Below are 24,921 nucleotides of genomic sequence, written 5' to 3'. Positions count from 1 at the left end.
CGTGGAACCCGCGGTCGACGCCCGCTCGGCGCTCCGTGCCTCCTGGGCGCTCCGTGCCTCCTGGGCGCTCAAGGGCGGTCCACCCAGTGCCGCAGGTCCGCGTCGTCGACCTGCGGGAGGTTGACGACGATGTTCTCGGGGGTGCGGGTGGTCATCCAGGTCAGCGGGTTGTTGCGGTCGAGGTTGCACTCGACGTGCGGCATGAACGGCGGGACGAAGACCCAGTCGCCCTCCTCCATGTCGATGTAGTCCTCGAACCGCTCGCCGAAGTAGATGCGGGCGCGACCGGAGAGGACGTATCCGCCTGTCTCGGCCTCGCCGTGGTGGTGGGGGACGGAGCGGTAGCCGGCTTCGTTGCTCACCTTGCCGAACCACAGGCGCTTGGCCGGCGTGTGCTGGATGCTGACGCCGGAGATGCGGCTGGCGCCGGAGCTCTGGCCGGTGTCGCCGCCCTCGGAGCCGGCCCGGGTCACGACCGGGACGACGAGGCCGTTCTCGTTGGCCCAGGGGGACGGGTCGCCCTCGAGCTGGTACCTGCTGAAGTCGGGTTCCACGGGAGCTCCTTGCTGCGGTCGGGACGGGTTGCTGGTGGTCGTCATCGGGTCGTGGGGGGACCGGGGCGAGGCGGCTCAGGTCTGCACTGAGTCGTCGGTGAGCCGGATGGTGTTGCGCAGCAGGCCGATTCCCTCGACCTCGGTCTCGAGCACCTCGCCGTCGGCGAGGAAGCGCTGCGGGTCGCGAGCGGTGCCGACACCGCCCGGCGTCCCGGTGAGGACGAGGTCGCCGGGACGCAGGACCGTGAAGGTCGAGATGTACGCGAGCAGGTCGGGGGCGTCGAAGACCAGGGTCTTGGTGCTGTCGCGCTGCACCTCCTCACCGTCGACGCGGCAGGTGATCGTCAGGCCGGCTGCGGGGTCGACCTCGTCGGGCGTCACGACGACCGGGCCGGTCGGGGTCGAGCGGTCCCACGCCTTGCCCTGGAACCACTGCAGCGTTCGGTACTGCCAGTCGCGCACCGACACGTCGTTGGCGACGGTCCAGCCGGCGATCGCGGCAGCGGCGGTGGCACGGTCGGCGCCGCGCAGTGGGGCGCCGACGACGACGGCGAGCTCGGCCTCCCAGTCGACGTCCACGTCGGCCGGCAGGCAGATGTCGTCGCCCGGCCCGACGAGGCTGTCGGCGTACTTGGCGAACAGGGTGGGGTGCGTGGGCAGCTCGCGCCCCGTCTCGCGGATGTGCTCGGCGTAGTTGAGCCCGCAGCAGACGACCTTGCCCGGGTGGGGGAGCGGCGCGAGCACCTCCACGTCCTCGAGCAGGTCGCCGAGCGGGGTGCTGGCGTCGAGCCGGCCGCCGGCGGCGAGGTACGCGGACAGGTCGGGCGCCGGGAGCGCACGCCAGCCGTCCGGCGTCCGCACCGCGGCGGTGGTGGTGCCGCGCGTGGCGACGGTGCCGAACTGCATATAGCGAGATTTTCACGATCGTCGCCAAGCGTCAATAGGTCCGCTACCCTCGGCGTATGCCTGGAGCCCGGCAGGCGCGCGAGCGCGCCCGCCGGCGCACGGCCGACGCCCCGCCCACTGCTGGAGGACCCGATGCCCGCCCACCCGCTGACCCCCGTCCCCGTGAACCCTGCCTCGCTGCCGGCACCGAGCGGCTACTCGCACGGGACGCTGTCGGGCAACACCCTCTACCTGGGCGGCCAGACCGCCCTGGACGCCGACATGCGGATCGTCCCGGGTGGGATCGTCGAGCAGTTCCGGCAGGCGTTCTCCAACGTGCTGGCCACCCTTGCCGAGGCAGGGGGCGTGCCGGAGGACCTCGTGAGCATCACGATCTACCTCACGGACATCCCGGACTACCAGGCGCACGGCCGTGAGATCGGGGCGGTGTGGCGCGAGCTCGCCGGACCGGTCTACCCGGCGATGGCCGGCATCGGGACGACCGCGCTGTGGCAGCCCGAGGCCATGATCGAGATCCTCGGCGTGGCCGTCATCCCGGACGAGAGGCTGCGGCCTGCGCGGTGACGAAGTCGTGCGCCGGGCCGGCCAGCGTGTGGTGCAGGGCGAAGAACGTCTCCGCCGCACGGGTCCCCGACCAGTCCTCGGGGAGCAGGTCGGTCGGGAGGCCGGGGTCGAGGTAGGGCAGACGACGCCACGCGGTCAGTGCCCGCAGGTGGTCGGCGAAGGCCTCGGCCCCCGACGGCACCTCCGCTCCGGCCCTTCCCCACCGCCGCAGGGCCGGCCCGTGCGCGTCGAGGAAGTCGTCGTAGAGCTGCTCGAGGGCGTCGAGGTCCCACCACTGCGCGACCTTCGCCACCGGGTCGCCGAAGGCGAGGTACTCCGCGCGGAACAGGTCGACGTACGGCTCGAGGCCCTCGGCGAGAAGCGCCTCGCGGGTGTCCTGGGCGAGGTGGCCCGGCGCGATCCACACCCCGGACGCCACCGTGCCGAAGCCGAGCCAGGACAGGCGGGCCCGCAGGGTGTGCCGCCGCTGGCGCTCGCTCTCGGGCACGGAGAAGACGACGACCACCCAGTCCCGCTCGGAGTCGGGGCGGGCCGCGAAGATGCGGCGGTCGCCCAGCTCGAGCACCCGGCCGGCATACGTGGACAGGGCGTAGCCCGCGACGCCGCCGCGGCGCTCGGACTCGACGATCCCCCGTCGCTTGAGGCGGGTCAGCGCCGAGCGCACGGCCTGCTCGTCGACCCCCGCCGCCGCCATGAGCCGGATCAGCCCACTGACGCTGATCCAGCCCCCGAGCTCGCGGACGTAGAGGCCGAGGAGCGTGACGATGAGGGCCCGGGGCGGCTGCGGGCCGCGGTCCGGGCCACCGTCGAGGTCGGTCGTCGTCACGGGGGCACAGTAGCCGCAGGGGCCACGACACGGGCTGCTGCGCCCGGCCGGTCCCCGGCGGGTGGAGTCGGGGTGGAGGCGGGGTGAAGGTGGCGCGGGGACGACGGGACCGCGGCGGCCCGTGGACGAGGAGTCCGGGGCCGCCGCGATGCCCGACTCAGCCCTCCGAGGACGCGCCCGAGCTCATGCCCTCCTTGATGAGGCTCATGACCGAGGAGTCGGCCAGCGTGGTGACGTCGCCGACCTCGCGGTTCTCGGCGACGTCGCGCAGCAGGCGGCGCATGATCTTGCCGGAGCGGGTCTTGGGCAGCTCGGCGACGATCATGATCGAGCGCGGCTTGGCGATCGGGCCGATCTCGTGGGCCACGTGGTTGCGCAGCTCCTGCACCAGGTCCTTGCCCTCGCCCGGCTCGTCGGCCTCCTCGACCGCCTCCTTGCGCAGGATGACGAAGGCGCAGACGGCCTGCCCGGTGGTCTCGTCGGCGGCACCCACGACCGCGGCCTCGGCGACCTTCGGGTGCGAGACGAGCGCCGACTCGATCTCGGCGGTCGACAGGCGGTGGCCCGAGACGTTCATGACGTCGTCGACGCGGCCGAGCAGCCAGATGTTGCCCTTGGCGTCGTACTTCGCGCCGTCACCGGCGAAGTAGTACTTCGGCCCGAAGCGGCTCCAGTAGGTCTCCTTGTAGCGCTCCGGGTCGCCCCAGATGCCGCGCAGCATCGACGGCCACGGCTTGGTCAGCACGAGGTAGCCGACCTTCTCCGGCTCCGTGAACGGCTTGCCCTCGTCATCGAGGATCTCGGCGCTGATGCCGGGGATCGCCTTCTGCGCCGAGCCGGGCTCGAGGTCGGTGACGCCGGGGAGCGGGCTGATCATGATCGCGCCCGTCTCGGTCTGCCACCAGGTGTCGACGATCGGGCAGCGGTCGCCGCCGATGTGCTTGCGGTACCAGAGCCACGCCTCGGGGTTGATCGGCTCGCCGACCGAGCCGAGCAGCCGCAGCGACGACAGGTCGGACTTGGCGGGGATGTCGTCGCCCCACTTCATGAACGTGCGGATCGCGGTGGGCGCGGTGTAGAGGATGCTGACCTTGTACTTCTCGACGATCTCCCACCAGCGGCCCTGGTGCGGGGTGTCGGGGGTGCCCTCGTAGAGCACCTGGGTGGCGCCGTTGGCGAGCGGCCCGTAGACGATGTACGAGTGGCCGGTCACCCAGCCCACGTCGGCGGTGCACCAGTAGACGTCCGACTCGGGGTGCACGTCGTGGACGACGGAGTTGGTGTAGGCGCACTGGGTGAGGTAGCCGCCCGTGGTGTGGAAGATGCCCTTCGGCTTCCCCGTGGTGCCCGAGGTGTAGAGGATGAACAGCGGGTGCTCGCTGTCCATCGGCTGGGCCTCGTGGGTGTCGGGCTGGTCGTCGACGAGGTCGTGCCACCAGATGTCGCGGCCGTCGGCCCACTCCACGTCGGTGCCGGTGCGGCGCACGACCAGCACGTTCTCCACCGGGTGGTCGCCGTGGTTCATCGCCTCGTCGACCGCGGCCTTGAGCGGAGCGGCCTTGCCGCGGCGCCACTGACCGTCGGTGGTCACGACCAGCTTGGCCTCGGCGTCGTTGATGCGGGTGTGCAGGGCCTCGGCGGAGAAGCCGCCGAAGATCACCGAGTGCGGGGCCCCGAGGCGGGCGCAGGCCAGCATCGTGACGACCGTCTCCGGGATCATCGGCATGTAGATGGCGACCCGGTCGCCCTTGCCCACGCCGAGCGAGGTGAGGGCGTTGGCGGCCTTGGCGACGTCCTTCTGCAGGTCGGCGTAGGTGATCGTGCGGGTGTCGCCCTGCTCGCCCTCGAAGTGGATCGCGACCCGGTCACCGTTGCCGGCCTCGACGTGCCGGTCGACGCAGTTGTAGGCGACGTTGAGCTCACCGCCGACGAACCACTTGGCGAACGGCGCCCCGCTCCAGTCGAGCGTGGTCTCGAAGTCCTTGCTCCAGGTGACGTACTTCCGCGCCTGCTCGGCCCAGAAGCCCTCGTGGTCGGCCTCGGCCGCGGCATACATCTCCGCCTTGCCGTTCGCCTTGGCCGCGAACTCGTCGCTGGGCTCGAACGAGTGGTCCTGCTGCAGCACGGTCGACAGGCTCTCCTCGGACACGGCTTCCCTCCTGGGTACGGCGCGGCGGCCGCGTCGGCGCGACCGGGAACATCCCTACCCAACCTCCTCCGCTCCTCGGCATCAAGCGGAACCCCGGACGCGCTCGCCCGGCGGGCCGTGGGTGCGACGAGCGGTGTGCCCCGCACGGGCCAGCGGCAGCCGCTAACCTCGCTCCGTGGCCGACGACGCCGTCTCGCGCGAACCCCTCGACAGGCGTGCCGCGCTGTCCGCCGCCTGGCGCCGGGGCCGGCCGCTGGTCGCCGTCGTCGCGGCCGCGCTGCTGTGGTGGCCCACCGGCTTCTGGGGCCTCGACGCGTGGCTGCACGTGCCGCTCCGCGCGATCGACGGTGACGTGGTGGTGCTCTCCGCCACCGCGTCGGCCGCCGTGGTGGCTGCCCTCGTCGCCGCCCCCTGGCCGCGCCTGGCCGTCGTCGCCGGCTGCAGCGCGCTCGCCTGGTGGATGAGTGCCCCGGCCGTCGACAGCGCGCCGGACGAGCGCGAGGTGCTCGTGCTGCTGCTCCTCGCCGCAGCGGTCGTGGGCCTGCTCGTCGGCCGCCGCGCCGGTCGCGGACCGGTGGCGGTCGCGGGCGTGCTCGCCGTGGTCGCGGCCCTCACCCAGGCGACCTGGCCCACGGGCGCTGCGCTCGCGGTGGCGCTGGCGCTGCCCTTCGCCGTCGCCACGTGGGACCGCGTCGCGCCGACGCTGTGGGCCGTCGCGGGCGTGCTCCTGCTGTGGCTCGCCGTCTCGCTGGGCGCGCTCGCCCTGCGGCACGGCTGGGACATCCTGCACCCCCGGATGGACGTGGGCTCAAAGCGCGGCGAGCTGCGCCTGGTGGTCGAGGCGGCCTGGAGCTTCCTCCGAACCCAGTGGCAGCACGCCGCGACCGACCTGCTCACCGGTCACGTCGGATGGTTCTGGGTCGCCGCCGCCCTGGCGGTCGTGCTCGTCGTCGGCCGGGTGGTCCTGGCCCCGGTGCGGCGCCGCTGGGCGCCGACCGGCGGCGCGACCCAGCCGGCCGCGCGCGTCACCAGTGGTGCGCCACGTCGATGACGAGCCGGCTGGTGGTCGCGTCCTGCAGGGTGAACACGCGGAACGGCAGCCGCGCCCGGACCCCGAGGCCGAGCTGGGTCTGGCCCTCGAAGCTGCTGTCCCACCGCACCTGCCGGAACGTCCGGTAGCCGGTGACGTCGACGACCTCGGCCCGGTGGGCCGGCGTGTAGCTGGCGGTGCCCTTGGGCGTGTAGGCCGGTGCGTTGACCGTGACCGACAGCTTCGCGCCACCGCGCAGGGGGATCGGCAGCCCTGACGCGGCACCGGTGAAGGTGTTGACGTACTTCACGGTGTAGCCGGGCGCCTTGCCCTTGAGGTCGATGACCAGCCGGTCGTAGCAGGCGTGCCGGCCTGACCGCACGTTCGTGATCGGCCCGGCGACGGAGGTGCTGCTCGTCTTGGCCAGCGATCCCCAGCGGATGCCGCAGTACGGCGTGGCCGCGGGGGTGGAGGCGGTGGCCGCGGCGGCGGTCAGCGGGACCGTTCCGACGACGAGGGCGAGGAGGAGCGGTCGGACGACCGCACGCGAGGTGAGTGGCATGGTGTCCCCCTTTCGGACACCCCACTGACGTGGCACACGGTGCCGCGGTTGACGCGAGCCACGTGCAGAGGCGCGGTATGCCGGGTGGTGACCACCCGGCATACCGCGCCTGTCGTGCGCTGCCGTGCCCGGAGAGCGGCTAGTGCGCGACCGCCTTCTCGGCGCCGTGGCCGGTGAGGCTGCGCACCTCCATCTCGGCGAACTTCACCTCGTTGGCCTTCTCGCTGCTGGTGACCGTGCCCAGCCAGCCGAGGAAGAAGGACAGCGGGATCGAGATGATGCCGGGGTTGTCGAGCGGGAACCAGCTGAAGTCCACGCTCGGGTCGGTGATCATCGACGGGCTCGGGCCGCCCTCGACCAGGGGAGCCTTGCCGGACACCACGGGGCTGAACACGATCAGCGTGATCACCGAGATGAGGCCGCCGTAGAGGCTCCACAGGGCGCCGCGGGTGTTGAACCGCTTCCAGAACAGCGAGTACAGGATGGTCGGCAGGTTGGCGCTCGCCGCGACGGCGAAGGCCAGTGCCACCAGGAACGCGATGTTCTGGTTCTTGGCGAAGATGCCACCGAGGATGGCGACGGCGCCGATCACCAGCGCGGTCATGCGGGCGACCCGCACCTCGGCGTCGGCGTTGACCTGACCCCGCTTGATCACCTGGGCGTAGATGTCGTGCGCGAAGCTGGCGCTCGCCGTGATGGTCAGGCCCGCGACGACCGCCAGGATCGTCGCGAACGCGATCGCCGAGATCAGGCCGAGCAGGATCTCGCCTCCGAGCTCGAAGGCCAGCAGCGGTGCGGCGGAGTTCGCCTTGCCCGGGGCGGAGAGGATCTTGCCCGGGCCGACCAGGGCGGCCGCTCCGTAGCCCATGACGAGGCTGAGCAGGTAGAAGAGGCCGATCAGCCAGATCGCCCACTCCACCGACTTCCGGGCCTCCTTGCTCGACGGCACCGTGTAGAACCGCATGAGCACGTGCGGCAGGCCGGCCGTGCCGAGCACGAGGGCCAGCGACAGCGAGATGAAGTCGATCTTGGTGAGGTTCGACGTGCCGTACTTCAGGCCCGGGCCGAGAAGCTTCTCGCCCGCCTTGGGCGAGTTGTCGACCGCTGCGCCCATGACGTTGGAGAGGCTGAAGCCGAACTTGGCGAGCACCCACACGGTCATCACGATCGAGCCGGCGATGAGCAGGCTGGCCTTGACGATCTGGACGTAGGTGGTGCCCTTCATGCCGCCGATGAGCACGTAGGTGATCATGATGACGCCGACGAGGGCGATGACGATGTTCTGCGCCGTGTCACCGTCGAGGCCGAGCAGCAGGGACACCAGGCCACCAGCGCCGGCCATCTGGGCCAGCAGGTAGAAGAAGCTCACCACGAGGGTGGAGATCGCCGCCGCGGTGCGCACCGGGCGCTGCCTGAGCCGGAAGCTCAGCACGTCGGCCATCGTGAACCGGCCGGTGTTGCGGAGCAGCTCGGCCACCAGCAGCAGGGCCACCAGCCAGGCGACGAGGAAGCCGATCGAGTAGAGGAAGCCGTCGTAGCCGGTGAGGGCGATGGCGCCCGCGATGCCGAGGAACGACGCGGCCGACAGGTAGTCACCGGCGATGGCGATGCCGTTCTGCCTGCCCGAGAAGGCCCGGCCGCCGGCGTAGTAGTCGGCTGCCGACACGTTCCTGCGCGAGGCCCGGATGACGATGACGAGGGTGACCGCGACGAAGATGCCGAAGATCGTGATGTTCAGCGCGGGGCTGCCGACGTTGGTGGCAGCCGGGACGACGAAGGCGTTCACGGACGGCCCCCTTCAAGACGGTCGTGCAGGGCCTGGGCGCGGGGGTCGAACTCGCGGTCGGCCCACCGGACGTAGAGCACCGTGATGACGAACGTGGAGACGAACTGCCCGAGGCCGAAGAGGAGCCCGACGTTGATCTCGCCCCACACCTTCTGCGACATGAAGTCCGGCGCGTAGGCGGCGAGCAGGACGTAGAGGAAGTACCACGCCAGGAACAGCGCGGTCATGGGGAAGACGAACCTGCGGAACCGTCGCCGCAGCTCACCGAACTCCTCGGTGCGCTGCAGCTCCTCGTACTCGGTTCCGGTGTGTTCGCGAGCTTCGTTGCTCACTGTGCACCTCCGTGGCCTCACGCGGGCGGCTCCCGCGGTTTGGGGCCCACTGTCGCGACGGGGTGTGGCGGGCAGAAGATGCGGCGCGCGGGTGCGCGCCGGGTGGGCGTCACCGTAGGTGTGTGGCGCGTCACACTGCGCCGAACGGTCGGCGTCGAGCGACCAACGGTCGCTCACCGGCGGTCCGCTCCCCGGTCAGCGGTGGCGCGTGCTGCGCTCCAGCCCGAGGTCCTCGGGGGTGTGCAGCCGCACCATGGTGCGGGCGGTGTGCCGAGGGATGCGGGCCGGCGTGGCCAGGGAGACGACGACGGCCACGCTGAAGGCGATCGGGATGGTCCAGGCCGCCGGCTGCCCGAGCAGGGCGCCGGGCCACCCGCTGATGGGACCGGCCAGCATGGTGATGAGCACCGCCCCCGCCGCGAGCACACCCCCCGAGACGAGGCCCGCGGCGGCGCCGACCGTGCTGAGCCCGCGCCACCACGAGCCGAGCACCAGCAGTGGGCAGAACGTCGACCCGGCCACGGCGAACGCCAGCCCCACCGTGGTGGCGAGCCCGATGGGCTCGACGAAGCGCGCCGCGGCATACGGCACCACCATGGCGAGCACGGTGGCGAGCCGGAAGCCCTGCACCACGGTGGCGTCCTCGCCGGTGAGGCGGCCGAGGCGGCCGCGCAGGAGGTCCTGGTCGAGGACGCCGGCCACCGACATCGTCAGGCCGGACGCGGTGGAGAGAAACGCCGCGAACGCGCCACCGGCGAGCACCGCGGACAGGACCTCGCCCAAGCTGCCCGGCACCACGGCCTCGGGCAGGGCGAGCACGATCGAGTCGGCCCGCAGGCCGTCGGGCAGGTGCGGCAGGTAGACCCGGCCGAGCACGCCGTAGACGGGAGGGAACAGGTAGAACAGGCCGAGCAGCGCCACGACGGTCAGCGTGGTCCGCCGGGCTGCCCGGCCGTCGGGGTTGGTGTAGAAGCGCACCAGCACGTGCGGGAGGCCCATCGTGCCGAGCGCCAGGGCGAGCAGGGTGCTGTAGGTGGCGTAGACCGGGTGGTCCTGGCCGCCGAAGCCGCTGAGCGGCTGCGCCCAGTCGACGGCGGTGCCTGCGGTGAGCTGGGGGCCCGGCCTGCCGTCGCCGAGCCAGACGGTGAGGAGCACGAACGCGGGGACGGCGATCGCGGTGAGCTTCAACCAGTACTGCATCGCCTGCACCAGGGTGATGGAGCGCATCCCCCCGGCCGCCACGTTGGCGATGACGACGAGCACCACGACCAGGCTGCCGACCCAGGTCGGTGCTCCGGTCACCACCCGCAGCGCGAGACCCGCGCCCTGCAGCTGGGGCAGCAGGTAGAGCCACCCGATGCCGACCACGAGCAGCGAGGAGAGCAGCCGGATGCGGCTGCTCTCGAGCCTGGCCTCGGCGAAGTCGGGCAGCGTGTAGGCGCCCGATCGGCGCAGCGGGGCAGCGACCAGCACCAGGAGGACGACGTAGCCGACGGTGTAGCCGACCGGGAACCACAGCATGTCGAGGCCGCTGGAGTAGACCAGTCCGGCGATGCCGAGAAAGCTTGCGGCGGAGAGGTACTCGCCCCCGATGGCGCTGGCGTTCCGGTAGGGGGTGACGGTGCGACCGGCGACGTAGAAGTCGCTCGTCGTGCGCGACAGGCGCAGCCCGAAGGCGCCGACCCCGAGCGTCGTGAGGCAGACCAGCACGATGGCGGTGACGCCGTAGACGGTGTTCACCGCCGGCCCACCACCTGGCTGAACTCGCGCTCGATGCGCTCGGACTGGCGCACGTAGTAGCGGGCCACGAGCAGGGCGACCGGGTAGACGAGGACGCCGAGCACGAGCCAGGGAAACGGCAGGCCCACGACCTCGAGGGTGCGGGTGTCGGGCACCAGCAGGAACAGCAGCGGCAGGCCGCCCAGGCCGAGCGCGCCGAAGATGAGTACCCGCGAGGCGAGGCGCAGCTGCGCCGACATCAGCCCCGCCATGTAGACCTCACCGAGGTCGGTCTGCTCGTCGAGGTCGCGCGTCAGCGGCCGCAGGTCGCGCCGGGTAGCCGCGCCGCGGCGGGAGCTGGTGACCCGCACCCGGGGCGGTCGGGCGAGCCGGTCGGGGTGGTCGGCACCCTCCGCAGTCCTCCCGGGCGTCATGGCGCCGCGTGGCGGGGGGCCCGCAGCAGCCGGTCGCGCAGCTCGCGGGTGTGTCGCCGGCTCACCTGCAGCTCGGCCCCGTCGAGCACCACGGTGCAGCGGCCGTGCTCCATGCGCACCTCGCGCACGTGCGGCAGCGCGACCAGGGTGCTGCGGTGGATGCGCACGAAACCGGCTGCGCCCCAGCGCTCCTCGAGCGTGGTGAGCGGGATGCGCACCAGGTGGGAGCCGGTGTCGGTGTGCAGCCGCGCGTAGTCGCCCTGGGCCTGGGCGTAGCGGATCTGGCTGCGGGAGATGAAGCGGGTGACCCCACCGAGCTCGACGGGGATCGTCTCATCCTCGGGCTGCGCCGGCGCACCGGCCTCCGGGCCGTCGCCGGAGCCCTCGACCACCCGGCGGACCGCCTCGGCCAGCCGGTCCGGACGCACCGGCTTCATCACGTAGTCGGTGGCGTCGACGGCGAACGCGTCGACCGCGTGCTGGTCGTATGCCGTGACGAAGACGATCTTGGGACGTTGAGCGAAGCGGGCGATCACCCGGGCGAGGTCCATGCCGTTGAGCCCGGGCATGTTGATGTCGGAGAAGACGACGTCGACCGGCCCTTCCTCCAGGGCCCTCAGCGCCTCGGTGCCGCTGCTCGCGGTGCGCACCTCGCCGATGCGGTCGTCCTGCCGCAGCAGCCAGCCGAGCTCCTCCAGGGCAGGCAGCTCGTCATCGACGACGAGGGCGCGCAGACGGGCACCGCCCGCCCCGCCGGCACTGGCGGGCTCGGGGCGGCGCTCAGCGGAGGAACCCGTTCCGGCGCTCGCCACAGGGGGGAGCCTACGACGAGCGCCGGTTCGTTCGGGTCAGGCCCGCGCAGCTGGGCCCGGACGTGCGAAGGCCCGCACCGCCCGTCTCCGGGCGGTGCGGGCCGTGCGGGCCCTCGCCCGTCCGGGCCGTGCGGGTCCCTGACGTCAGGCGCGCGCGGTCTCCCACTCGACGGACTCCTCGGCCTCGGTGGCCTCGGTGGCCTCCGTGGCCTCGGCGGCCTCCTTGGCGACCGTGCGGAGCTCCACCTCGGCCGGCTCGCCGAGGTCGGGGGCGGCGACTGCGGGAGCGGTCGCGGCCTCCTGGGCCTCGCCCAGGTGCACCGACGTGCGCAGCGGCACCTCCTTGATGAACACCACGGCCACCAGCGCGACCAGCGAGATGACCGCGGCGATCACGAAGATGTGACCGGTGGCGTCGGCGTAGGTGGACCGCACCAGCGTGGCGATCGGCTTCGGCAGCGCGCTGATGTCGAGGCTGGCCCCGGCGGAGCCGCCGCCGGCCTTGACGCCCATGGCAGCCAGGCCCTCGGCGATGCCGTCCTTGATGCGGGTCGCGAGGATGGCGCCGAGCACCGAGACGCCCACCGCACCACCGAGGGTGCGGAAGAACGAGACGGTGGCCGAGGTGGCTCCGATCTGCGTGACGTCGACGGTGTTCTGCACCGCCAGCATGAGGTTCTGCATCAGGCAGCCCATGCCCAGGCCCATCAGGCCCATGAACACGCTGGCGCGCCAGATGGGCGTGGTGTGGTCGAGGGTGCCCAGGCCGCCGAGGCCTGCGGTGAGCAGCACGCCGCCGATGACGAGGAAGACCTTCCACGTGCCGGTACGGGTGATGATCTGCCCGGCCACCGTCGCGGCGACGAACGAGCCGAGCATGACCGGGATGGTCAGCAGACCGGCCTCGGTGGGGCTGTAGCCGCGAGCCACCTGGAGGTACTGGGTGAGGAAGACCGAGCCGCCGAACATGGCCGTGCCGACCGAGATGCTGGCGATGATGACGAGCACGGCGGTGCGGTTGCCCAGCACGCGCAGCGGCACGAGCGGCTCGGGGTGGCGCAGCTCGACGACGGTCGCCGCGGCCAGGAGCACCAGCGAGGCGCCCAGGTAGGCGGCGGTCTGCCAGGACAGCCAGGCGAAGTCGTGGCCGGCGAAGGTCACCCAGAGGAGCGGGAGGCTGGCGCCACCGGCGATGAGCACAGCCCCGAGGTAGTCGAACTGGACGCGCCGCTTGACGGTGGTGAGGTGCAGCGTCTTCTGCAGCAGCACGAGGGCGATGACGGCGAGGGGGATGCAGAGGTAGAAGGTCCAGCGCCAGCCGAGCCACGGGGTGTCGACGATGAGCCCACCGAGGAGCGGTCCGCTGACGGTGCTGACCGCCATGACGGCACCCATGTAGCCGCCGTAGCGACCACGCTCACGCGGGGAGACGATCGCGCCCATGATCGACTGGGTGAGCGCCGTCAGGCCGCCCATGCCCAGGCCCTGCAGCACGCGGGCACCGATCAGGAGCGGGACGTTGTGCGCCATGCCGGCGACCACGGACCCGAGCACGAACACGACGATCGAGAGCTGGACCAGGACCTTCTTGCTGGCGAGGTCCGAGAGCTTGCCCCAGATCGGGGTGCTGACCGTGGTGGCGAGCAGCGAGGCGGTGATGATCCAGGTGTACTGGCTCTGGGTGCCCTTGAGGTCGGCCAGGATCGTCGGCAGCGCCGTCGAGACGATGGTCGACGACAGCATCGCGGTGAAGAGCGCGGCCATGAGGCCGGTCATGGCCTCGAGCACCTCGCGGTGCGACATCGGCTTGTCGCCGCCGGCGGGTGACGACGGGGCGGTTTCGGTGGTGGCCCTGGTGTGGGGCGGAGCGACGCTCATGCGGTGACTTCCTGTGCTGCAGGGGTCGGTGCTGCAAGGGGGATGGGGTTGTGTGCGGTGCGGAAGCTGTCGGCCTGCTCGCCGATGACCTGCTCGAGGCGGATCAGGGCCTTGGTGGCGTTCCGCAGCTCGTCGTCGTCCCAGTCGGACAGGGACTCGGTGAAGAGCCGGACGTACTCGGCGTGCTGCTCCTCCAAGGTCTGCCGCCCGAGGTCGGAGAGGGTCAGGCGCCAGGCTCGCGCGTCGTCGGCGTCGTGCCGACGCTCGATGAGGCCGGCCTGCTCCAGGGGCACGAGTGCCCTGGAGATCACCGACGGGCTCACGCCCAGGGCGGTGGCCAGGTCGCCGGCGCGGGCGTCACAGGCCGCCAGGGTCTTGAGGACGGCATACGGGGTGCCGCTGGGGCCCAGGGCCTGGGTCCGGCGGTGCCCCACCGCACGGGCGGTGCGGACCAGGACCAGCACGGCCGACAGGAGGTCTGCGGCGTCGTCGGTCCGTGAGGCTGGGATGGACATGGAACTCCTTTGGTTGCGGTAAGCAACTATAGAGAACATGGTTGCCATATGCAACTAAAGCCGGCGTGGGGCCCCGACGTCCGGCCACTCACGCGGCATACGGGCGCGCAGACGGCGGCCCCGCGCCGAGTCGGTGGCCAGAAGTCGGGAAGGAGGAGAGGTATGCCGCCCGCGCCGCGCGGGCGAATGGGCGAGCTCCCCGAGAGGTCAGGAGATGCTGTCGTTGAGTCGTCCGAGCAGGGTGCCGAGACGTCTCAGGTCGGCGTCGGACCAGTCGTCGAGCTGGGCGGCCAGGCGCTCGCGGCGGCCGCGGCGCGAGCGTTCGACCGACTCCTCACCGAGCGGGGTGAGCCGCAGCAGCCGGGCCCGGGCGTCGGCGGGGTCGGTCACCCGCTCGATGAGGCCGAGCTGCTCGAGCTGGGCGAGGTTGCGGCTCATCGTCGACTTGTGCAGGCCCACCGCCTCGGCGAGCAGGGCGGCGTGGACGCCCGCCGTCGAGGCGGCGGCGAGGTCGACGATCGCGACCAGCACGGCATACGCCGCCGCGTCGAGGTCGGGGTGCACGTCCGCCGCGATGCGCGCGGAGGAGGCGCGGGCGCGCCGCAACAACCGGGTGAGCTCACGCTCGACCACCGCGCGGCTGTCGGCGGTGGGACGGTCTGCGCCGTGCGGGGCGTCAGGACGGGTGGTGCTCACGGCAGGGAGCCTAGGGGGTCCCTGCCCGGTCAGGCGTGCACGCCCGGGGCGTACTTCGGCACCCGGAAGGTCACCTTGGTCCCGGCCCCCGGCGCTGTCTCGACGACGAGGCCGAAGTCGTCGCCGTAGACCTGGCGCAGCCGGGCGTCGACGTTGCCGAGTCCCACGCTGTCGGAGTCCGCCAGGCCGTCGAGGGCGCGGCGGATGACCTCGGGCTCGGCGCCGGTGCCGTCGTCCTCGATCGCGATCTCGGCCTCGGACCCTCGGTCGGTCGCCACGATGCTGACCTGGCCGCCGCCCTCCTTGCCGGCGATGCCGTGGCGCACCGCGTTCTCGACGATGGGCTGGATCGCGAGGTAGGGCACCGTCACCGGAAGCACCTCGGGCGCGACCATGAGCGAGATGCGCATGCGGTCGCCGTACCTCGCCTGCTCCAGGGTCAGGTAGCGCTCGACGTTGCGCAGCTCCTCGGCGAGCGTCGTGAAGGCGCCGCCGCGGCGCAGGGCGTAGCGGGTGAAGTCGGCGAACTCGAGCAGCAGCTCGCGCGCCCGCTCGGGGTCGGTGCGCACGAAGGACGCGATGGCGGCCAAGGAGTTGTAGATGAAGTGCGGGCTGATCTGCGCGCGCAGCGCCCGCAGCTCGGCCTCCATGGTGCGGGTCCGCTCCCGGCCGAGCTCGGCGAGCTCGGCCTGCGTCGCGACCCAGCGAGCCACCTCCTCGGTGGCGCGCGCGAGGCCGGCAGAGGCCTGGGGGCCGTAGGCGGCGATCGAGGCGACCACGCGGTCCTCGGTCACCACCGGGGCGATGACGGCGGTCTTGACGGGGCAGTCGGGGTCGTCGCAGCCGACCGCGTCCTGGCCCAGCACGATCGTGCGGCCGGTCGTGAGCACCTCCTCCGCGTCGGCCCGAGCCCGGTCGCGGTGGTGGTCGGCGACCCCCTCCCAGGCCAGCAGGGAGAACGGGTCGCACACGGCGATCGCGGGGGAGCCGAGCAGCGCGCGCAGGTGCTTGGCCGCGCGGGCGGTGCCCTCGGGCGTCAGGCCGTCCTGCAGGTGGCGCGACGCCATCGAGGCGGTGTGCAGGGTCGCGTGGGTGGCGTGGTCGACGTCGGAAACGAAGCCGCGCGACCCGCGGCGACCCTGCCGCAGCAGCCGCACCAGACCCATGACGAGCAGGAAGGCCCCGGTGACCACGATCGCCGTGGGGAGGTGGAAGCTGCCCGACACACGGCGAACTCTAGGCTGCTGCCCGTGCCCGACGTCGCTGCCTCGCTGAACCGGCTCGCCTCCCTTCCCGGGGTGCCCGAGCAGACCACCGCGGCGCGCGAGGCGTGCACTCGCCTGCGCTGGCACGAGGCGCTCCGCCGCAGGATCCCTGAGGCCGCGGCCGAGTCGCGGGTCCGCGGCGCCCACGCCAGCGCGGCCCTCGAGGGTGCGAACCTCTCCGTCGAGCTGGTCCGCGACCTCATGCGCGGCGCCACCCCCTGGCCCGAGGACCCCGACCCCGTCGAGCAGGTCGCGCGGGGCGTCGTGCAGGCGACCGCGGAGACCGAGCGCCTCGGCCCCATGCTGCGCACCGCACCCCTGCAGGCCCTCGCCCGGCTGCACGTGGCAGCGGCCTCCGGGCTGGTCGAGCCCGAGCAGCTCGGCCGTCCCCGGCAGGCGGGAGAGGACAGCGCCGAGTTCGTCGACATCGGGCCGGCTCCCGGCGCCGACGTCGTGCAGGAGCGGCTCGCCGGCATCGTCGACGTGCTGCTGGCCGGTGACCAGGTGCCCGCGGTCGTCATCGCGGCCCTCGTGCACGCCGAGGTCGCCCACGTGCGGCCGTTCGTGCGGGGCAACGGCGCCGTCGCCCGGGCCCTGGAGCGGGCGGTCATCCAGTCCACCGGCCTGGACCCCACTGGCGTGGCCGTGCCCGAGGCCGGTCACGGCGCCCAGGGCGGGCCGGCCTACCTCGGTGCGCTGGCGGCATACGGCACGGGCACCCCGGAAGGGGTGGCGCTGTGGCTCGAGCACTGCTCGAAGGCGGTGGTCGCCGGTGCGCAGGAGGGCGAGCGGATCTGCGACGCGGTGCGCGCCGGCCGGTTCCTCTGACGGCGCTCCTGCGGGCAAAAGTCAAGGCTTACGTTCGACGCCGTAGTGGGGTACACAGGAGGTGCACGAACCACCGTGAGCCTGCTGGGCACCCACGTGCGGGAAGTCCACTGATGGACCGGTCGTGGCGGGCTTGTCCCGATGCGACATCGCCTCTGCACGCTTGGTAACCCGAGACGGCTCACGGCCGATGGCACCCCGCCCAGGCGGGGTGCCATCTCGTGTGGGGGCGCCGGCCAGAGCGGGTGGTCGCCCCGTCGCGACGCCCCGGTGAACGCGGTGTGAAGCAAAACACCCGTCAGGAGTTGCTTTGGGCGGTTTAAAGGTCCACCATTGCAGTGCTCGCTCCCCTTCGGGGTCGAGCGAGCCGGCGCACCAGCTCCTCCCCCCCGGAGCATGGCGCGTCGACGGCCCCGGTTGTCCCCCCGACCGGGGCCGTCCCCTTTTCCGGGGCACCTCTGCCGCCTGATGTGCGCCCGGCCGCCGTCCACAGCCCGGTCGTGTTCGTCACGCCGTGCACAGGGCGCCGAACCGCGCTGGGACCGGGGGTCGCTCGCGACCACGGTGGACCCATGCCCTCCCACGCCCCGCCTCCCGTCTCCGGTCGCGTCGTCGGCGTGCTCAGCGCCTCCGGCGGTCTGGGCGCCTCGACACTGGCCGTCGCCCTCGCGGTGGTCGCCGCGCGCGACGGGGGCCTCCGAGGACGCGTGCCTGCCGTCGTGGTCGACGGCGCTGTCGCCGGTGGTGGTCTCGACGTGACCGCCTGTGTCGAGCACGTGCCCGGTCTGCGCTGGTCCGACCTGGCCGGGACGCGCGGCGAGGTGTCCGGCCTCGACCTCGCCGACGAGCTGCCCATGGCCGGCGCGGCGTGGGTGCTCTCGACCGTCCCGGGAGGCCCGCATCCGCCCCCGGAGGTGGTGGCCTCGGTGGTCGCCGCCCTGCGGTCGACGGCCGACCTGGTGGTCGTCGACCTTGCGCGCGCGGACGCCGCGCCGCCGCTGGTCGACGCGTGCGACGTGGTGCTGCTCCTGGCCGGTGCGACGCCCCGACACCTCTCCGACGCGGTCGCCGCACGGGCAGTGCTGGCGCAGGCAGCGTCTGGTTCGGCACCGACCGACGCCAGGCTCGTGCTGCGGGGCGGAGGCTCCACCGGTGAGCTGGCCGCAGCCGTGGCCGACCACCTCGGCCTGCCGTTGGCGGCACGGTGCCGCGACGACGGCCGGGTGGCCCGCGACGCCGAGCGGGGGCTGACCCCGGGGTTGAGCCGTCGGTCCTCGCTGGGCGGGCTCTGCCTCGGCCTGCTCGACGACCTCATCGTCCGGCCGCTCGTCCGGCCGCTCGTCCGGCCGCTCGAGGGCGAGGATGCCCACCGGGGGGTCGCCTGATGAGCCCGCTCGACGCTGGAATCCGCGAGGCGATCCGCCGCGGGAGGGCACCGGCACCCGAGGAGCTCGACGAGCTGGTGGCCGCCGACACCGTGCGCCTCGGCACGGTCGGGGCAGGGGAGGTTCGGGCGGCCCTCGGGGCGGCCCTGCTCGGTGCGGGGCCGCTGGAGCCGTACCTGGGCGACCCGCTGGTGACCGACGTGCTGGTCAACGGCGACGGCTCCATCTGGCTCGACCGGGGCGACGGCCTCGAAGCGGCCGCGGGCGAGCCGTTGGGCGCTGACGCCGCACGGCTGCTCGCGGTCCGCCTCGCCGGGCAGGCTGGTCGGCGCCTCGACGAGTCGCAGCCGTGGGTCGACGGCCTGCTCCCCGGTGGCGTGCGGCTGCACGCCGTCCTGCCACCCCTTGTCGACGGCGGGGCGCACCTCAGCCTGCGGGTGCCGCGTCGCTCGCTGAGCCGCCTCGACGACCTTCAGGTCGCCGGCATGTTCGACGCCGGCACGGGCGACCTGCTGCGGCGGCTGGTCGAACGTCGCGTCTCCTTCCTGGTCACCGGCGGCACCGGCAGCGGCAAGACGACCCTGCTCGGGGCGTTGCTGGCCGAGGTGCCCGGCGATGAACGGGTCGTGCTGGTCGAGGACGTGCGCGAGCTGTCGGTCGCCCACCCGCACGTCGTGCGGCTCCAGTCGCGCTCGGCCAACGTGGAGGGAGCGGGTGAGGTGACGCTCGTCGACCTCGTCCGCCAGGCCCTGCGGATGCGCCCCGACCGGCTCGTCGTCGGCGAGGTCCGCGGTGCCGAGGTCCGTGAGCTCCTCGCAGCCCTGAACACCGGCCATGACGGCGGCGGTGGCACCGTCCACGCGAACAGCCCGGCCGACGTGGTGCCCCGCTTCGAGGCCCTGGGAGCGCTGGCCGGGCTCGGCCGGGCCGCCGTGCACGCCCAGCTGGTCAGCGCCGTCCAGGCGGTCGTCCACCTTCGGCGCAGCCGTGGCGGCCGCCATATGGCCTCCCTGTCGGTCCTCCACCGAGGCGGCGGCCTCGAGGAGCGCGACGGCGGCAGCGTTGCCGGCGTGGGTGCTGGTGGCGGCGCCGGTCTTGGTGGCGGCGTCGGCGTGTCCGTCGCGCTCGAGTGCCCGCCCACGCCGGGCGGAACTGCCGGCAAGGGCCCCGGGTGGCCGCGCCTGGCCGAGCTCCTCGGGGTGCCGCGGTGAGTGGGTTCGCACCTGGGCTGCTGGTGGTCCTCGCCGTCACGGCGGTGCTGGTCTGGCCCTCGCGCCGGCCCAGCGGGCCATGGAGCGGGAGGCTCCCGGGTCCGGTGACAGGCTCGGTCGCAGGTGCCGCCGCGCATGCCCTGGAGGGGCGCGTGGCCCGGCTGCGTCGTGGCCGGAGCGCCGGCGTGGGGGCGGTCGACGACGCCGCGTTCGCGGAGCTGCTCGAGCTCATGGTGCCCGCGCTGCGCGCCGGGGCGACCGAGGCGGCCGCCGTCGAGATGGCCGCAGGGGCCGTCGGTCACGGGCCCCTCGGCGCACTGGTCGACGAGCTGGGTCGTGCGGCCCGCGGCGGTGGGTCGCTGGCCACGGTCTGGGCCAGGACGGCGGTGACCGGGCGCAGCTCCGAGGTCGGCTTCGTCGCGCGCGCCTGGTCGCTGAGCGAGGAGGCCGGCGTGCCCCTTTCGGTCGCCCTGGGTGTCGCTTCGCGGAGCCTGCGGGCCCGACAGGCCGCCGCGAGCGCGCTCTCGGCGGCGACAGCCGGGGCCCGGGCCTCCATGGTGTTGCTGGCCCTGCTCCCCGCCAGCGGACCGGTGATCGGGCTGCTCTTCGGTCTCGGCCCCTCGGAGCTCTACGGCACCACAGCGGGCTCCCTGTGTGCCACGGTCGGGGTCGTCCTCGCCGGGGCGGGCTGGCTCTGGAGCCGGGCCATCATGCGTCGGGCCCTGCGGCCCTCGACGGTCGGAGACGGTCCGTGAGCCCCCTGCTCGTCGCCGCGCTGGCGGCCCTCGCCGTGCTGGTCGCGCCGCGCAGGAGCGAGCTGCCGCCCCGGGGCAGGGTGCTCGGGCGAGGGGCTCCGTCGACCGACTCCGCACGCCGACAGGCGGCGACGAGCTACGACGTCGCCGATGCCCTGGTGCTGCTCTCCCTCGCGCTCCGCTCCGGCATGGGGCAGCAGGAGGCGCTCGAGCGGGTGGCCGGCTCGGACCCCGGCCCGGTCGCGGCACACCTGCGCACGGTCGCCGCGGCGCTGCGCTGGGGCCAGCCGGCACGGGATGCGTGGTCGCACGTGCCCGAGGCCTGGCGGCCGGCGGCCCTCGCCTGGGAGGTCGCCGAGCGTGCCGGAGCAGGGCCCGCCCAGCTGGTGGAGGACGCCTCCTGGCGCGTCCGGGATGCCGAGGATCGCCGCCTGCAGAGCTCCGCCGCACGGGCAGGCGTCGGGCTCGTCCTGCCGCTCGCGCTGGCGTTCCTCCCGGCGTTCGCCTGCACCGCCGTCGTGCCGGTGGTGATGGCGATCGCCCACACGGTCCTCGGCCCATGAGGGCCGGGTTGGTGCCGGCTGCCGGCCGGCGGAAAGGGGAAGACCATGACACGAACGACGCGCAGGTGGGTCGCACGCCGGCCGGGGCAGGCGCGGTTCGCGCAGGCGGGACGGGCGCTGCGGACCCGGGTGAGCGCGGTGAGGGCCACGGCCGCGGCGGGCATGACGACGGCGGAGTATGCCGTCGGCACCCTCGCGGCGGTGGCCTTCGCCGCGGTGCTTCTCGCGGTGGTCAAGTCCGGGCCGGTGAAGTCGGCCCTCGCGAGCGTGATCACCTCGGCGCTCGGGGTCGGGTCGTAGCCCGCGAACGAGGCATGGCGACGGTCGAGCTGGCCGTCGCCATGCCGAGCGTCGTGCTCGTGCTGGGGCTGTCCCTCGCGGCCCTCTCGGCCGGGGCCGACCAGGTGAGGTGCGTCGACGCCGCCCGGGCCGCCGCGCGGCTCGCGGCCCGCGGGGAGCTGCCCGGTCAGGCCGTCACGGCTGCCGAGAGGCTCGCGCCGTCGGGCTCAGAGGTGCACCTGACCACGGGGCCGACGGACGTCACCGTCGTGGTGACGGCGCCGCCGGTGGTGGGACTGAGGTGGGTCGGACTCTCGGTGCGGCCCTCGGCCGACGCGGTCGCGGCGCGCGAGGACGCCATCGCGAGCGGCTCCGCGCCCAGCGAGGGGCTGCCGTGAGGTGGCTCCGCTCTCCGGGGCACCGGCTCGGGCGCGCCTCCCCGGAACAGGGATCCGGCACGGTGCTGGGCGTGGCAGCCGTGGGGGCAGTGCTCCTGTGCCTGCTCGGTGGGCTGGCGCTGGTCGCCGTCGTCCGGGCGACCCACACGGCGCGCGCTGCGGCCGACCTGTCGGCACTGGCGGGCGCCGCGGTTCAACGCGCGCCGTCAGCACCGGTCGCCGCGGCAGGGGCGTGTGCACGGGCCGGCCTGGTCGCGGCAGCCAACGGCGCTGTCCTGACTGCCTGCATCACAGACGCCGAGGGCCGGGTGACGGTGGAGGTGCGGGTCGACGTCAACGCGCCCGTGCCCACACTGGCCCTGGGGCCAGCGCGGGCACGGGCGCGCGCGGGAACGGTGCCGTGACGTCGACGTCAGGCGCGACCGCCGTCGCGGTGCTTGTCGCGGCCCATCAGCCGGTCCGCCATCGACGGCGAGTCCTGTGCAGTGGTGCGGGTGTCCGAGTCGTCCACCCGCGTCGCAGTCGTGGTCGGGGCGGCATGGCGACCGGTCGGGGCGTCGTCGGCCCAACCGTCACCGGGACGCTCGCGGGTGTCCGCGTAACGAGCGGGGGGCAGGGTCTCCGCCTTGCGGTCGTCCCGGTAGCTCCCGCGGTTGTCGGCGAGACGGGCCTCCTCGGCGCGAGCCTCGGCTGCGCGACGGGCCTCGGCCTCGCGCTCGGCCTGGAGCGCGAGCTCCTTGGATTCGCGGCGACGGCGGGCCTTGCGGCGCACGCTGCCGCGGACCATCACCAGCCCCAGCCAGAAGAGCAGCAGGACGGCTGCCCCGGCGATCAGGAGAACCAGGGGCAGCACCTTGGCCTGGACACCGAGCGCCTCCAGCGACACCGGGTCCGTCAACGGCTGGGTCGCGATGAACAGAACTGCCCCGGCGGCCACTGCCAGGACGATGAGAATGAGTCCGAGCACGATCACGGTCCGGTACCTCCGTCGTCAGGGGACGCTGTTCGCGTCCTTGCCCTCCTGACGAGGCTAGCCCGCAGCCGTGACCTGCGCCTTTCGAGAGACGGCGGCCTCTCCCCATGCGAGGACCATGGACAGCAGCGCGACGGCGCCGGCCTTGTCGAGCGGGTCGTTCCCGTTGCCGCACTTGGGCGACTGCACGCAGGCGGGGCAGCCGCGCTCGCAGCCGCAGGAGGCGATGGCGTCCCGGGTGGCGCCCAGCCAGGTGGTGAAGGCGTCGAAGGCTCGCTCGGCGAAGCCGGCTCCACCGGGGTGGCCGTCGTAGATGAGGATGGTGGGAAGCCCGGTGTCCGGGTGCAGGGCGGTCGAGACGCCGCCGATGTCCCAGCGGTCCGAGGTGGCCACCAGCGGCAGCATGCCGATGGCCGCGTGCTCGGCCGCGTGCGCGGCACCGGGGATGTCCGGCTCCTCGACTCCGCACGCCTCGAGCACCTCGACGGGCATCGTCCACCACACGGCCTTGGTCGACAGGGTGCGCCGGGGCAGGTCCAGCGGGTGGGTCCCGATGATCTCGCCGCTGGGCAGCCGCCGCAGGAACGACGTGACCTGCGTGTGCACCTTCACCGGACCGAACGAAACCGTCACCGGGCCCCAGTGGAACGAGCGCTCGGTTGCGACGATGTCGAAGGCGCTGTCCGACTGCGCGAACGTGCTCCAGCCGGGGTCTCCGCGTACCACGCAGGCGGTGCGGCCCTCGAGGTCGAGGTCGGTCACCACGTAGGTCTCTCCCTGGTGCACGTGCACCGCCCCGGTGTGCACCTGCGAGTGGGCCGACTCCTCGTCGATGGTGCCGAGCACCCGACCGGTCCGCCGCTCGACGATCCCGACCACCTCCCCGGAGCCGCGCAGCGAGACGTGGTCCGTGGCTCGGTCGGTGCGAGCCCAGTACCAGCCGGTGGGCCGCCGGCGAAGGATGCCGCGTGCGACCAGGGCCTCGACCAGGGCGCGCGCGTCCTGGCCGAACAGCCCCAGATCCGCCTCGGTCAGGGGCAGCTCCGCGGCCGCCGCGGCCAGGTGGGGTGCCAGCACGTGCGGGTTCTCCGGGTCCATGACGGTCGCCTCGACCGACTGCCCGAACACCGCCTCCGGGTGGTGCACCAGGTAGGTGTCGAGGGGGTCGTCGGCGGCCACGAACACGGCGAGCGAGCGCGTGCCGGCGCGGCCGGCGCGACCGGCCTGCTGCCACAGGGACGCCCGGGTGCCCGGCCATCCGGCGAGCAGCACGGCGTCGAGGCCGCTGATGTCGATGCCGAGCTCGAGCGCGTTGGTCGCGGCCAGCCCGACCAGGGAGCCCTCGCGCAGCGACCGCTCCAGCCTCCGGCGTTCCTCGGGCAGGTAACCGCCCCGGTATGCCGCGACGGCGGCCTCCAGCCCCGGCGCCACCTCGCCGAGCGAGCGCCGCGCGCTGCCGGCGAGCGCCTCGACGCCGGCGCGGGAGCGGGCGAAGGCCACGGTCTGCACCCCGCCGGCCACGAGGTCCGCGAGGAGGTCGGCCGCCTCGCTCGTGGCGCTGCGCCGCGCCGGGGTCTCCCCGGAGGTGTCGACGTCCTCACCGCCGGGGCCGTCGAACGGCGCACCGGTTGCGTCCCGGCCGGGGAGGTCGCCCGGCTCCCACAGCGCGAAGGTCATGGCCTCACGCGGCGACCCGTCCTCCTCCACGGCGTGCACCGGGAGCCCGGTGAGCCGCTGGGCGTGCAGGGCGGGATCGCGCACGGTCGCCGACGCCAGCACGAAGGTGGGGGAGGCGCCGTAGCGGGCGGCCACCCGCCGGAGCCGCCGCAGCAGGGCGGCCAGGTGGGAGCCGAACACGCCGCGGTAGACGTGGCACTCGTCGATGACGACGTAGCGCAGCGCCCGCAGGAACGGCGCCCAGCGCTGGTGCTGCGGCAGGAGCGAGTGGTGCACGAGGTCGGGGTTGGAGAGCACGAGCTGGGCGTGTTCGCGGATCCAGCGCCGCTCCTCCTGCGGGGTGTCGCCGTCGTAGGTCGCGGCCCGCAGCCCCGGGATCGCCAGGGCCTGCAGCCGCGCCACCTGGTCGGCGGCGAGCGCCTTGGTGGGCGACAGGTACAGCGCGGTGGCCCCTCGGCCCGTCGGGGCGTCCGCGCCCTCGACGAGCGACGACAGCACCGGCACGAGGTAGCCCAGGCTCTTGCCGGAGGCGGTCCCGGTCGCCATGACGACGTGCTCACCGGCCCGTGCCAGCTCGGCCGCCTGCGCCTGGTGGGACCAGAGGGAGGTGACACCGGAGCTGGCGAACGCGGCATACACCGCCGGGTGGACCCACGACGGCCACTCGGCCCGGCGGGCCTGCCGAGCCGGCACCTCGTGGACGTGCAGCAGCCTTCCCGCCCGGCTGCCGGAGGCCAGCCGGGCCAGCGCGGAGGCCGGGTCGAACGGCGCGCCGGACATCCGCTGTTCTGGAGTGCTGGACATTGCCGATACGGTAAACCGAA

The 24,921-nt window shown here is 73.5% G+C and carries 26 protein-coding genes; 10 read left to right on the top strand and 16 right to left on the bottom strand.

Going from position 1 to position 24,921, the window contains the following annotated elements; translation table 11 throughout:
* Positions 1-68 precede the first annotated feature (68 nt).
* Both BMW78_RS11250 and BMW78_RS11245 read right to left on the bottom strand, forming a co-directional pair.
* Entirely contained in the window at positions 69-554 is a 486-nt protein-coding gene (locus BMW78_RS11250; protein ID WP_091759438.1) for a cupin domain-containing protein, read from the bottom strand.
* A 75-nt stretch (positions 555-629) separates the two neighbouring features.
* Positions 630-1,460, bottom strand: coding sequence for a fumarylacetoacetate hydrolase family protein (locus BMW78_RS11245; RefSeq protein WP_091759435.1), 831 nt, complete (start codon positions 1,458-1,460; stop codon positions 630-632).
* A 132-nt stretch (positions 1,461-1,592) separates the two neighbouring features.
* Here BMW78_RS11245 and BMW78_RS11240 point away from each other — a divergent pair, with 132 nt between their 5' ends.
* Complete coding sequence (locus BMW78_RS11240; protein ID WP_091759432.1) at positions 1,593-2,024, top strand: RidA family protein; 432 nt, start codon at positions 1,593-1,595, stop codon at positions 2,022-2,024.
* Here the strand turns inward: BMW78_RS11240 and BMW78_RS11235 are convergent.
* A complete protein-coding gene (locus tag BMW78_RS11235) occupies positions 1,990-2,850 on the bottom strand; it encodes a PaaX family transcriptional regulator (protein ID WP_091759429.1) in 861 nt (286 codons plus the stop codon). The two genes, BMW78_RS11240 and BMW78_RS11235, sit on opposite strands and share 35 nt — an antisense overlap.
* 157 nt (positions 2,851-3,007) lie before the next feature.
* The gene (acs, locus tag BMW78_RS11230; protein ID WP_091759426.1) at positions 3,008-4,999 is read right to left on the bottom strand and encodes an acetate--CoA ligase; all 1,992 of its coding nucleotides are present in this window, start codon (positions 4,997-4,999) and stop codon (positions 3,008-3,010) included.
* A gap of 175 nt (positions 5,000-5,174) precedes the next feature.
* On the opposite strand from acs, the gene BMW78_RS11225 reads away from it, so the two are divergent.
* Positions 5,175-6,050 (top strand): hypothetical protein, encoded by an 876-nt coding sequence (locus tag BMW78_RS11225; protein ID WP_091759423.1) that lies wholly within the window; start codon positions 5,175-5,177, stop codon positions 6,048-6,050.
* Here the strand turns inward: BMW78_RS11225 and BMW78_RS11220 are convergent.
* From BMW78_RS11220 to BMW78_RS11175, 10 genes are all read right to left on the bottom strand, one after another.
* A complete protein-coding gene (locus BMW78_RS11220; RefSeq protein WP_245735801.1) occupies positions 6,025-6,591 on the bottom strand; it encodes an AMIN-like domain-containing (lipo)protein in 567 nt (188 codons plus the stop codon). The genes BMW78_RS11225 and BMW78_RS11220 overlap by 26 nt on opposite strands.
* A gap of 139 nt (positions 6,592-6,730) precedes the next feature.
* Positions 6,731-8,377, bottom strand: a complete 1,647-nt coding sequence (locus tag BMW78_RS11215; protein ID WP_091759420.1) for a solute symporter family protein — start codon at positions 8,375-8,377, stop codon at positions 6,731-6,733.
* Positions 8,374-8,709, bottom strand: coding sequence for a DUF485 domain-containing protein (locus BMW78_RS11210; RefSeq protein WP_091759417.1), 336 nt, complete (start codon positions 8,707-8,709; stop codon positions 8,374-8,376). Before BMW78_RS11210 ends, BMW78_RS11215 begins: the two co-directional genes overlap by 4 nt.
* A gap of 195 nt (positions 8,710-8,904) precedes the next feature.
* Entirely contained in the window at positions 8,905-10,449 is a 1,545-nt protein-coding gene (locus tag BMW78_RS11205; RefSeq protein ID WP_091759414.1) for a sodium/solute symporter, read from the bottom strand.
* Positions 10,446-10,862: a hypothetical protein gene (locus BMW78_RS11200; protein ID WP_091759412.1), complete on the bottom strand. Its 417-nt coding sequence runs from the start codon at positions 10,860-10,862 to the stop codon at positions 10,446-10,448. The genes BMW78_RS11205 and BMW78_RS11200 overlap by 4 nt, the downstream gene beginning before the upstream one ends.
* A complete protein-coding gene (locus BMW78_RS11195) occupies positions 10,859-11,674 on the bottom strand; it encodes a LytR/AlgR family response regulator transcription factor (RefSeq protein WP_091759409.1) in 816 nt (271 codons plus the stop codon). Before BMW78_RS11195 ends, BMW78_RS11200 begins: the two co-directional genes overlap by 4 nt.
* 144 nt (positions 11,675-11,818) lie before the next feature.
* Positions 11,819-13,552: an MDR family MFS transporter gene (locus BMW78_RS11190; RefSeq protein ID WP_245735800.1), complete on the bottom strand. Its 1,734-nt coding sequence runs from the start codon at positions 13,550-13,552 to the stop codon at positions 11,819-11,821.
* Positions 13,549-14,067 carry a MarR family winged helix-turn-helix transcriptional regulator gene (locus tag BMW78_RS11185; RefSeq protein WP_177180357.1) on the bottom strand — a complete coding sequence of 173 codons (519 nt, stop codon included), beginning with the start codon at positions 14,065-14,067 and terminating at the stop codon, positions 13,549-13,551. The genes BMW78_RS11190 and BMW78_RS11185 overlap by 4 nt, the downstream gene beginning before the upstream one ends.
* 207 nt (positions 14,068-14,274) lie before the next feature.
* Positions 14,275-14,763, bottom strand: a complete 489-nt coding sequence (locus BMW78_RS11180) for a MarR family winged helix-turn-helix transcriptional regulator (RefSeq protein WP_091759403.1) — start codon at positions 14,761-14,763, stop codon at positions 14,275-14,277.
* Between the two features lie 29 nt (positions 14,764-14,792).
* Positions 14,793-15,989, bottom strand: a complete 1,197-nt coding sequence (locus BMW78_RS11175; protein ID WP_245735799.1) for a sensor histidine kinase — start codon at positions 15,987-15,989, stop codon at positions 14,793-14,795.
* Positions 15,990-16,013: 24 nt separating this feature from the next.
* Here BMW78_RS11175 and BMW78_RS11170 point away from each other — a divergent pair, with 24 nt between their 5' ends.
* The 8 genes from BMW78_RS11170 (at position 16,014) to BMW78_RS11135 (ending at position 21,851) form a co-directional block, all read left to right on the top strand.
* Positions 16,014-16,856, top strand: a complete 843-nt coding sequence (locus BMW78_RS11170; RefSeq protein WP_245735798.1) for a Fic family protein — start codon at positions 16,014-16,016, stop codon at positions 16,854-16,856.
* A gap of 572 nt (positions 16,857-17,428) precedes the next feature.
* Positions 17,429-18,241, top strand: a complete 813-nt coding sequence (locus BMW78_RS11165; RefSeq protein WP_091759400.1) for a CpaE-like family protein — start codon at positions 17,429-17,431, stop codon at positions 18,239-18,241.
* Positions 18,241-19,452 carry a TadA family conjugal transfer-associated ATPase gene (locus BMW78_RS11160; RefSeq protein ID WP_091759396.1) on the top strand — a complete coding sequence of 404 codons (1,212 nt, stop codon included), beginning with the start codon at positions 18,241-18,243 and terminating at the stop codon, positions 19,450-19,452. Before BMW78_RS11165 ends, BMW78_RS11160 begins: the two co-directional genes overlap by 1 nt.
* Before the next feature lie 152 nt (positions 19,453-19,604).
* Positions 19,605-20,207 carry a type II secretion system F family protein gene (locus BMW78_RS11155; protein ID WP_091759393.1) on the top strand — a complete coding sequence of 201 codons (603 nt, stop codon included), beginning with the start codon at positions 19,605-19,607 and terminating at the stop codon, positions 20,205-20,207.
* Entirely contained in the window at positions 20,204-20,770 is a 567-nt protein-coding gene (locus BMW78_RS11150; protein ID WP_091759390.1) for a type II secretion system F family protein, read from the top strand. Before BMW78_RS11155 ends, BMW78_RS11150 begins: the two co-directional genes overlap by 4 nt.
* 45 nt (positions 20,771-20,815) lie before the next feature.
* On the top strand, positions 20,816-21,070 hold the full coding sequence (locus BMW78_RS21195) for a DUF4244 domain-containing protein (protein ID WP_091759388.1): 255 nt from the start codon (positions 20,816-20,818) through the stop codon (positions 21,068-21,070).
* A 14-nt stretch (positions 21,071-21,084) separates the two neighbouring features.
* Positions 21,085-21,447 (top strand): TadE family type IV pilus minor pilin, encoded by a 363-nt coding sequence (locus tag BMW78_RS11140; RefSeq protein WP_091759385.1) that lies wholly within the window; start codon positions 21,085-21,087, stop codon positions 21,445-21,447.
* Complete coding sequence (locus BMW78_RS11135; RefSeq protein WP_342707728.1) at positions 21,351-21,851, top strand: Rv3654c family TadE-like protein; 501 nt, start codon at positions 21,351-21,353, stop codon at positions 21,849-21,851. The genes BMW78_RS11140 and BMW78_RS11135 overlap by 97 nt, the downstream gene beginning before the upstream one ends.
* 8 nt (positions 21,852-21,859) lie before the next feature.
* Here the strand turns inward: BMW78_RS11135 and BMW78_RS11130 are convergent, their stop codons facing one another.
* Together BMW78_RS11130 and BMW78_RS11125 are read right to left on the bottom strand one after the other, a co-directional pair.
* Positions 21,860-22,420, bottom strand: a complete 561-nt coding sequence (locus BMW78_RS11130; RefSeq protein ID WP_091759378.1) for a hypothetical protein — start codon at positions 22,418-22,420, stop codon at positions 21,860-21,862.
* Positions 22,421-22,477: 57 nt separating this feature from the next.
* Positions 22,478-24,901 (bottom strand): DEAD/DEAH box helicase, encoded by a 2,424-nt coding sequence (locus BMW78_RS11125; protein WP_245735797.1) that lies wholly within the window; start codon positions 24,899-24,901, stop codon positions 22,478-22,480.
* Positions 24,902-24,921 lie beyond the last annotated feature (20 nt).

This window comes from Pedococcus cremeus, from assembly GCF_900111375.1.
GTDB classification, from domain to species: Bacteria; Actinomycetota; Actinomycetes; order Actinomycetales; family Dermatophilaceae; genus Pedococcus_A; species Pedococcus_A cremeus.
This window is presented reverse-complemented; position numbering and strand designations above follow the sequence as displayed.

Bases quoted from the DNA above. Each gene is read 5' to 3' on its own strand.
- BMW78_RS11245 (WP_091759435.1), bottom strand. From the start codon at position 1,460: ATGCAGTTCGGCACCGTCGCCACGCGCGGCACCACCACCGCCGCGGTG.
- BMW78_RS11240 (WP_091759432.1), top strand. From the start codon at position 1,593: ATGCCCGCCCACCCGCTGACCCCCGTCCCCGTGAACCCTGCCTCGCTG.
- BMW78_RS11220 (WP_245735801.1), bottom strand. From the start codon at position 6,591: ATGCCACTCACCTCGCGTGCGGTCGTCCGACCGCTCCTCCTCGCCCTC.
- BMW78_RS11200 (WP_091759412.1), bottom strand. From the start codon at position 10,862: ATGACGCCCGGGAGGACTGCGGAGGGTGCCGACCACCCCGACCGGCTC.
- BMW78_RS11190 (WP_245735800.1), bottom strand. From the start codon at position 13,552: ATGAGCGTCGCTCCGCCCCACACCAGGGCCACCACCGAAACCGCCCCG.
- BMW78_RS11185 (WP_177180357.1), bottom strand. From the start codon at position 14,067: ATGTCCATCCCAGCCTCACGGACCGACGACGCCGCAGACCTCCTGTCG.
- BMW78_RS11165 (WP_091759400.1), top strand. From the start codon at position 17,429: ATGCCCTCCCACGCCCCGCCTCCCGTCTCCGGTCGCGTCGTCGGCGTG.
- BMW78_RS11160 (WP_091759396.1), top strand. From the start codon at position 18,241: ATGAGCCCGCTCGACGCTGGAATCCGCGAGGCGATCCGCCGCGGGAGG.
- BMW78_RS21195 (WP_091759388.1), top strand. From the start codon at position 20,816: ATGACACGAACGACGCGCAGGTGGGTCGCACGCCGGCCGGGGCAGGCG.
- BMW78_RS11140 (WP_091759385.1), top strand. From the start codon at position 21,085: ATGGCGACGGTCGAGCTGGCCGTCGCCATGCCGAGCGTCGTGCTCGTG.
- BMW78_RS11125 (WP_245735797.1), bottom strand. From the start codon at position 24,901: ATGTCCAGCACTCCAGAACAGCGGATGTCCGGCGCGCCGTTCGACCCG.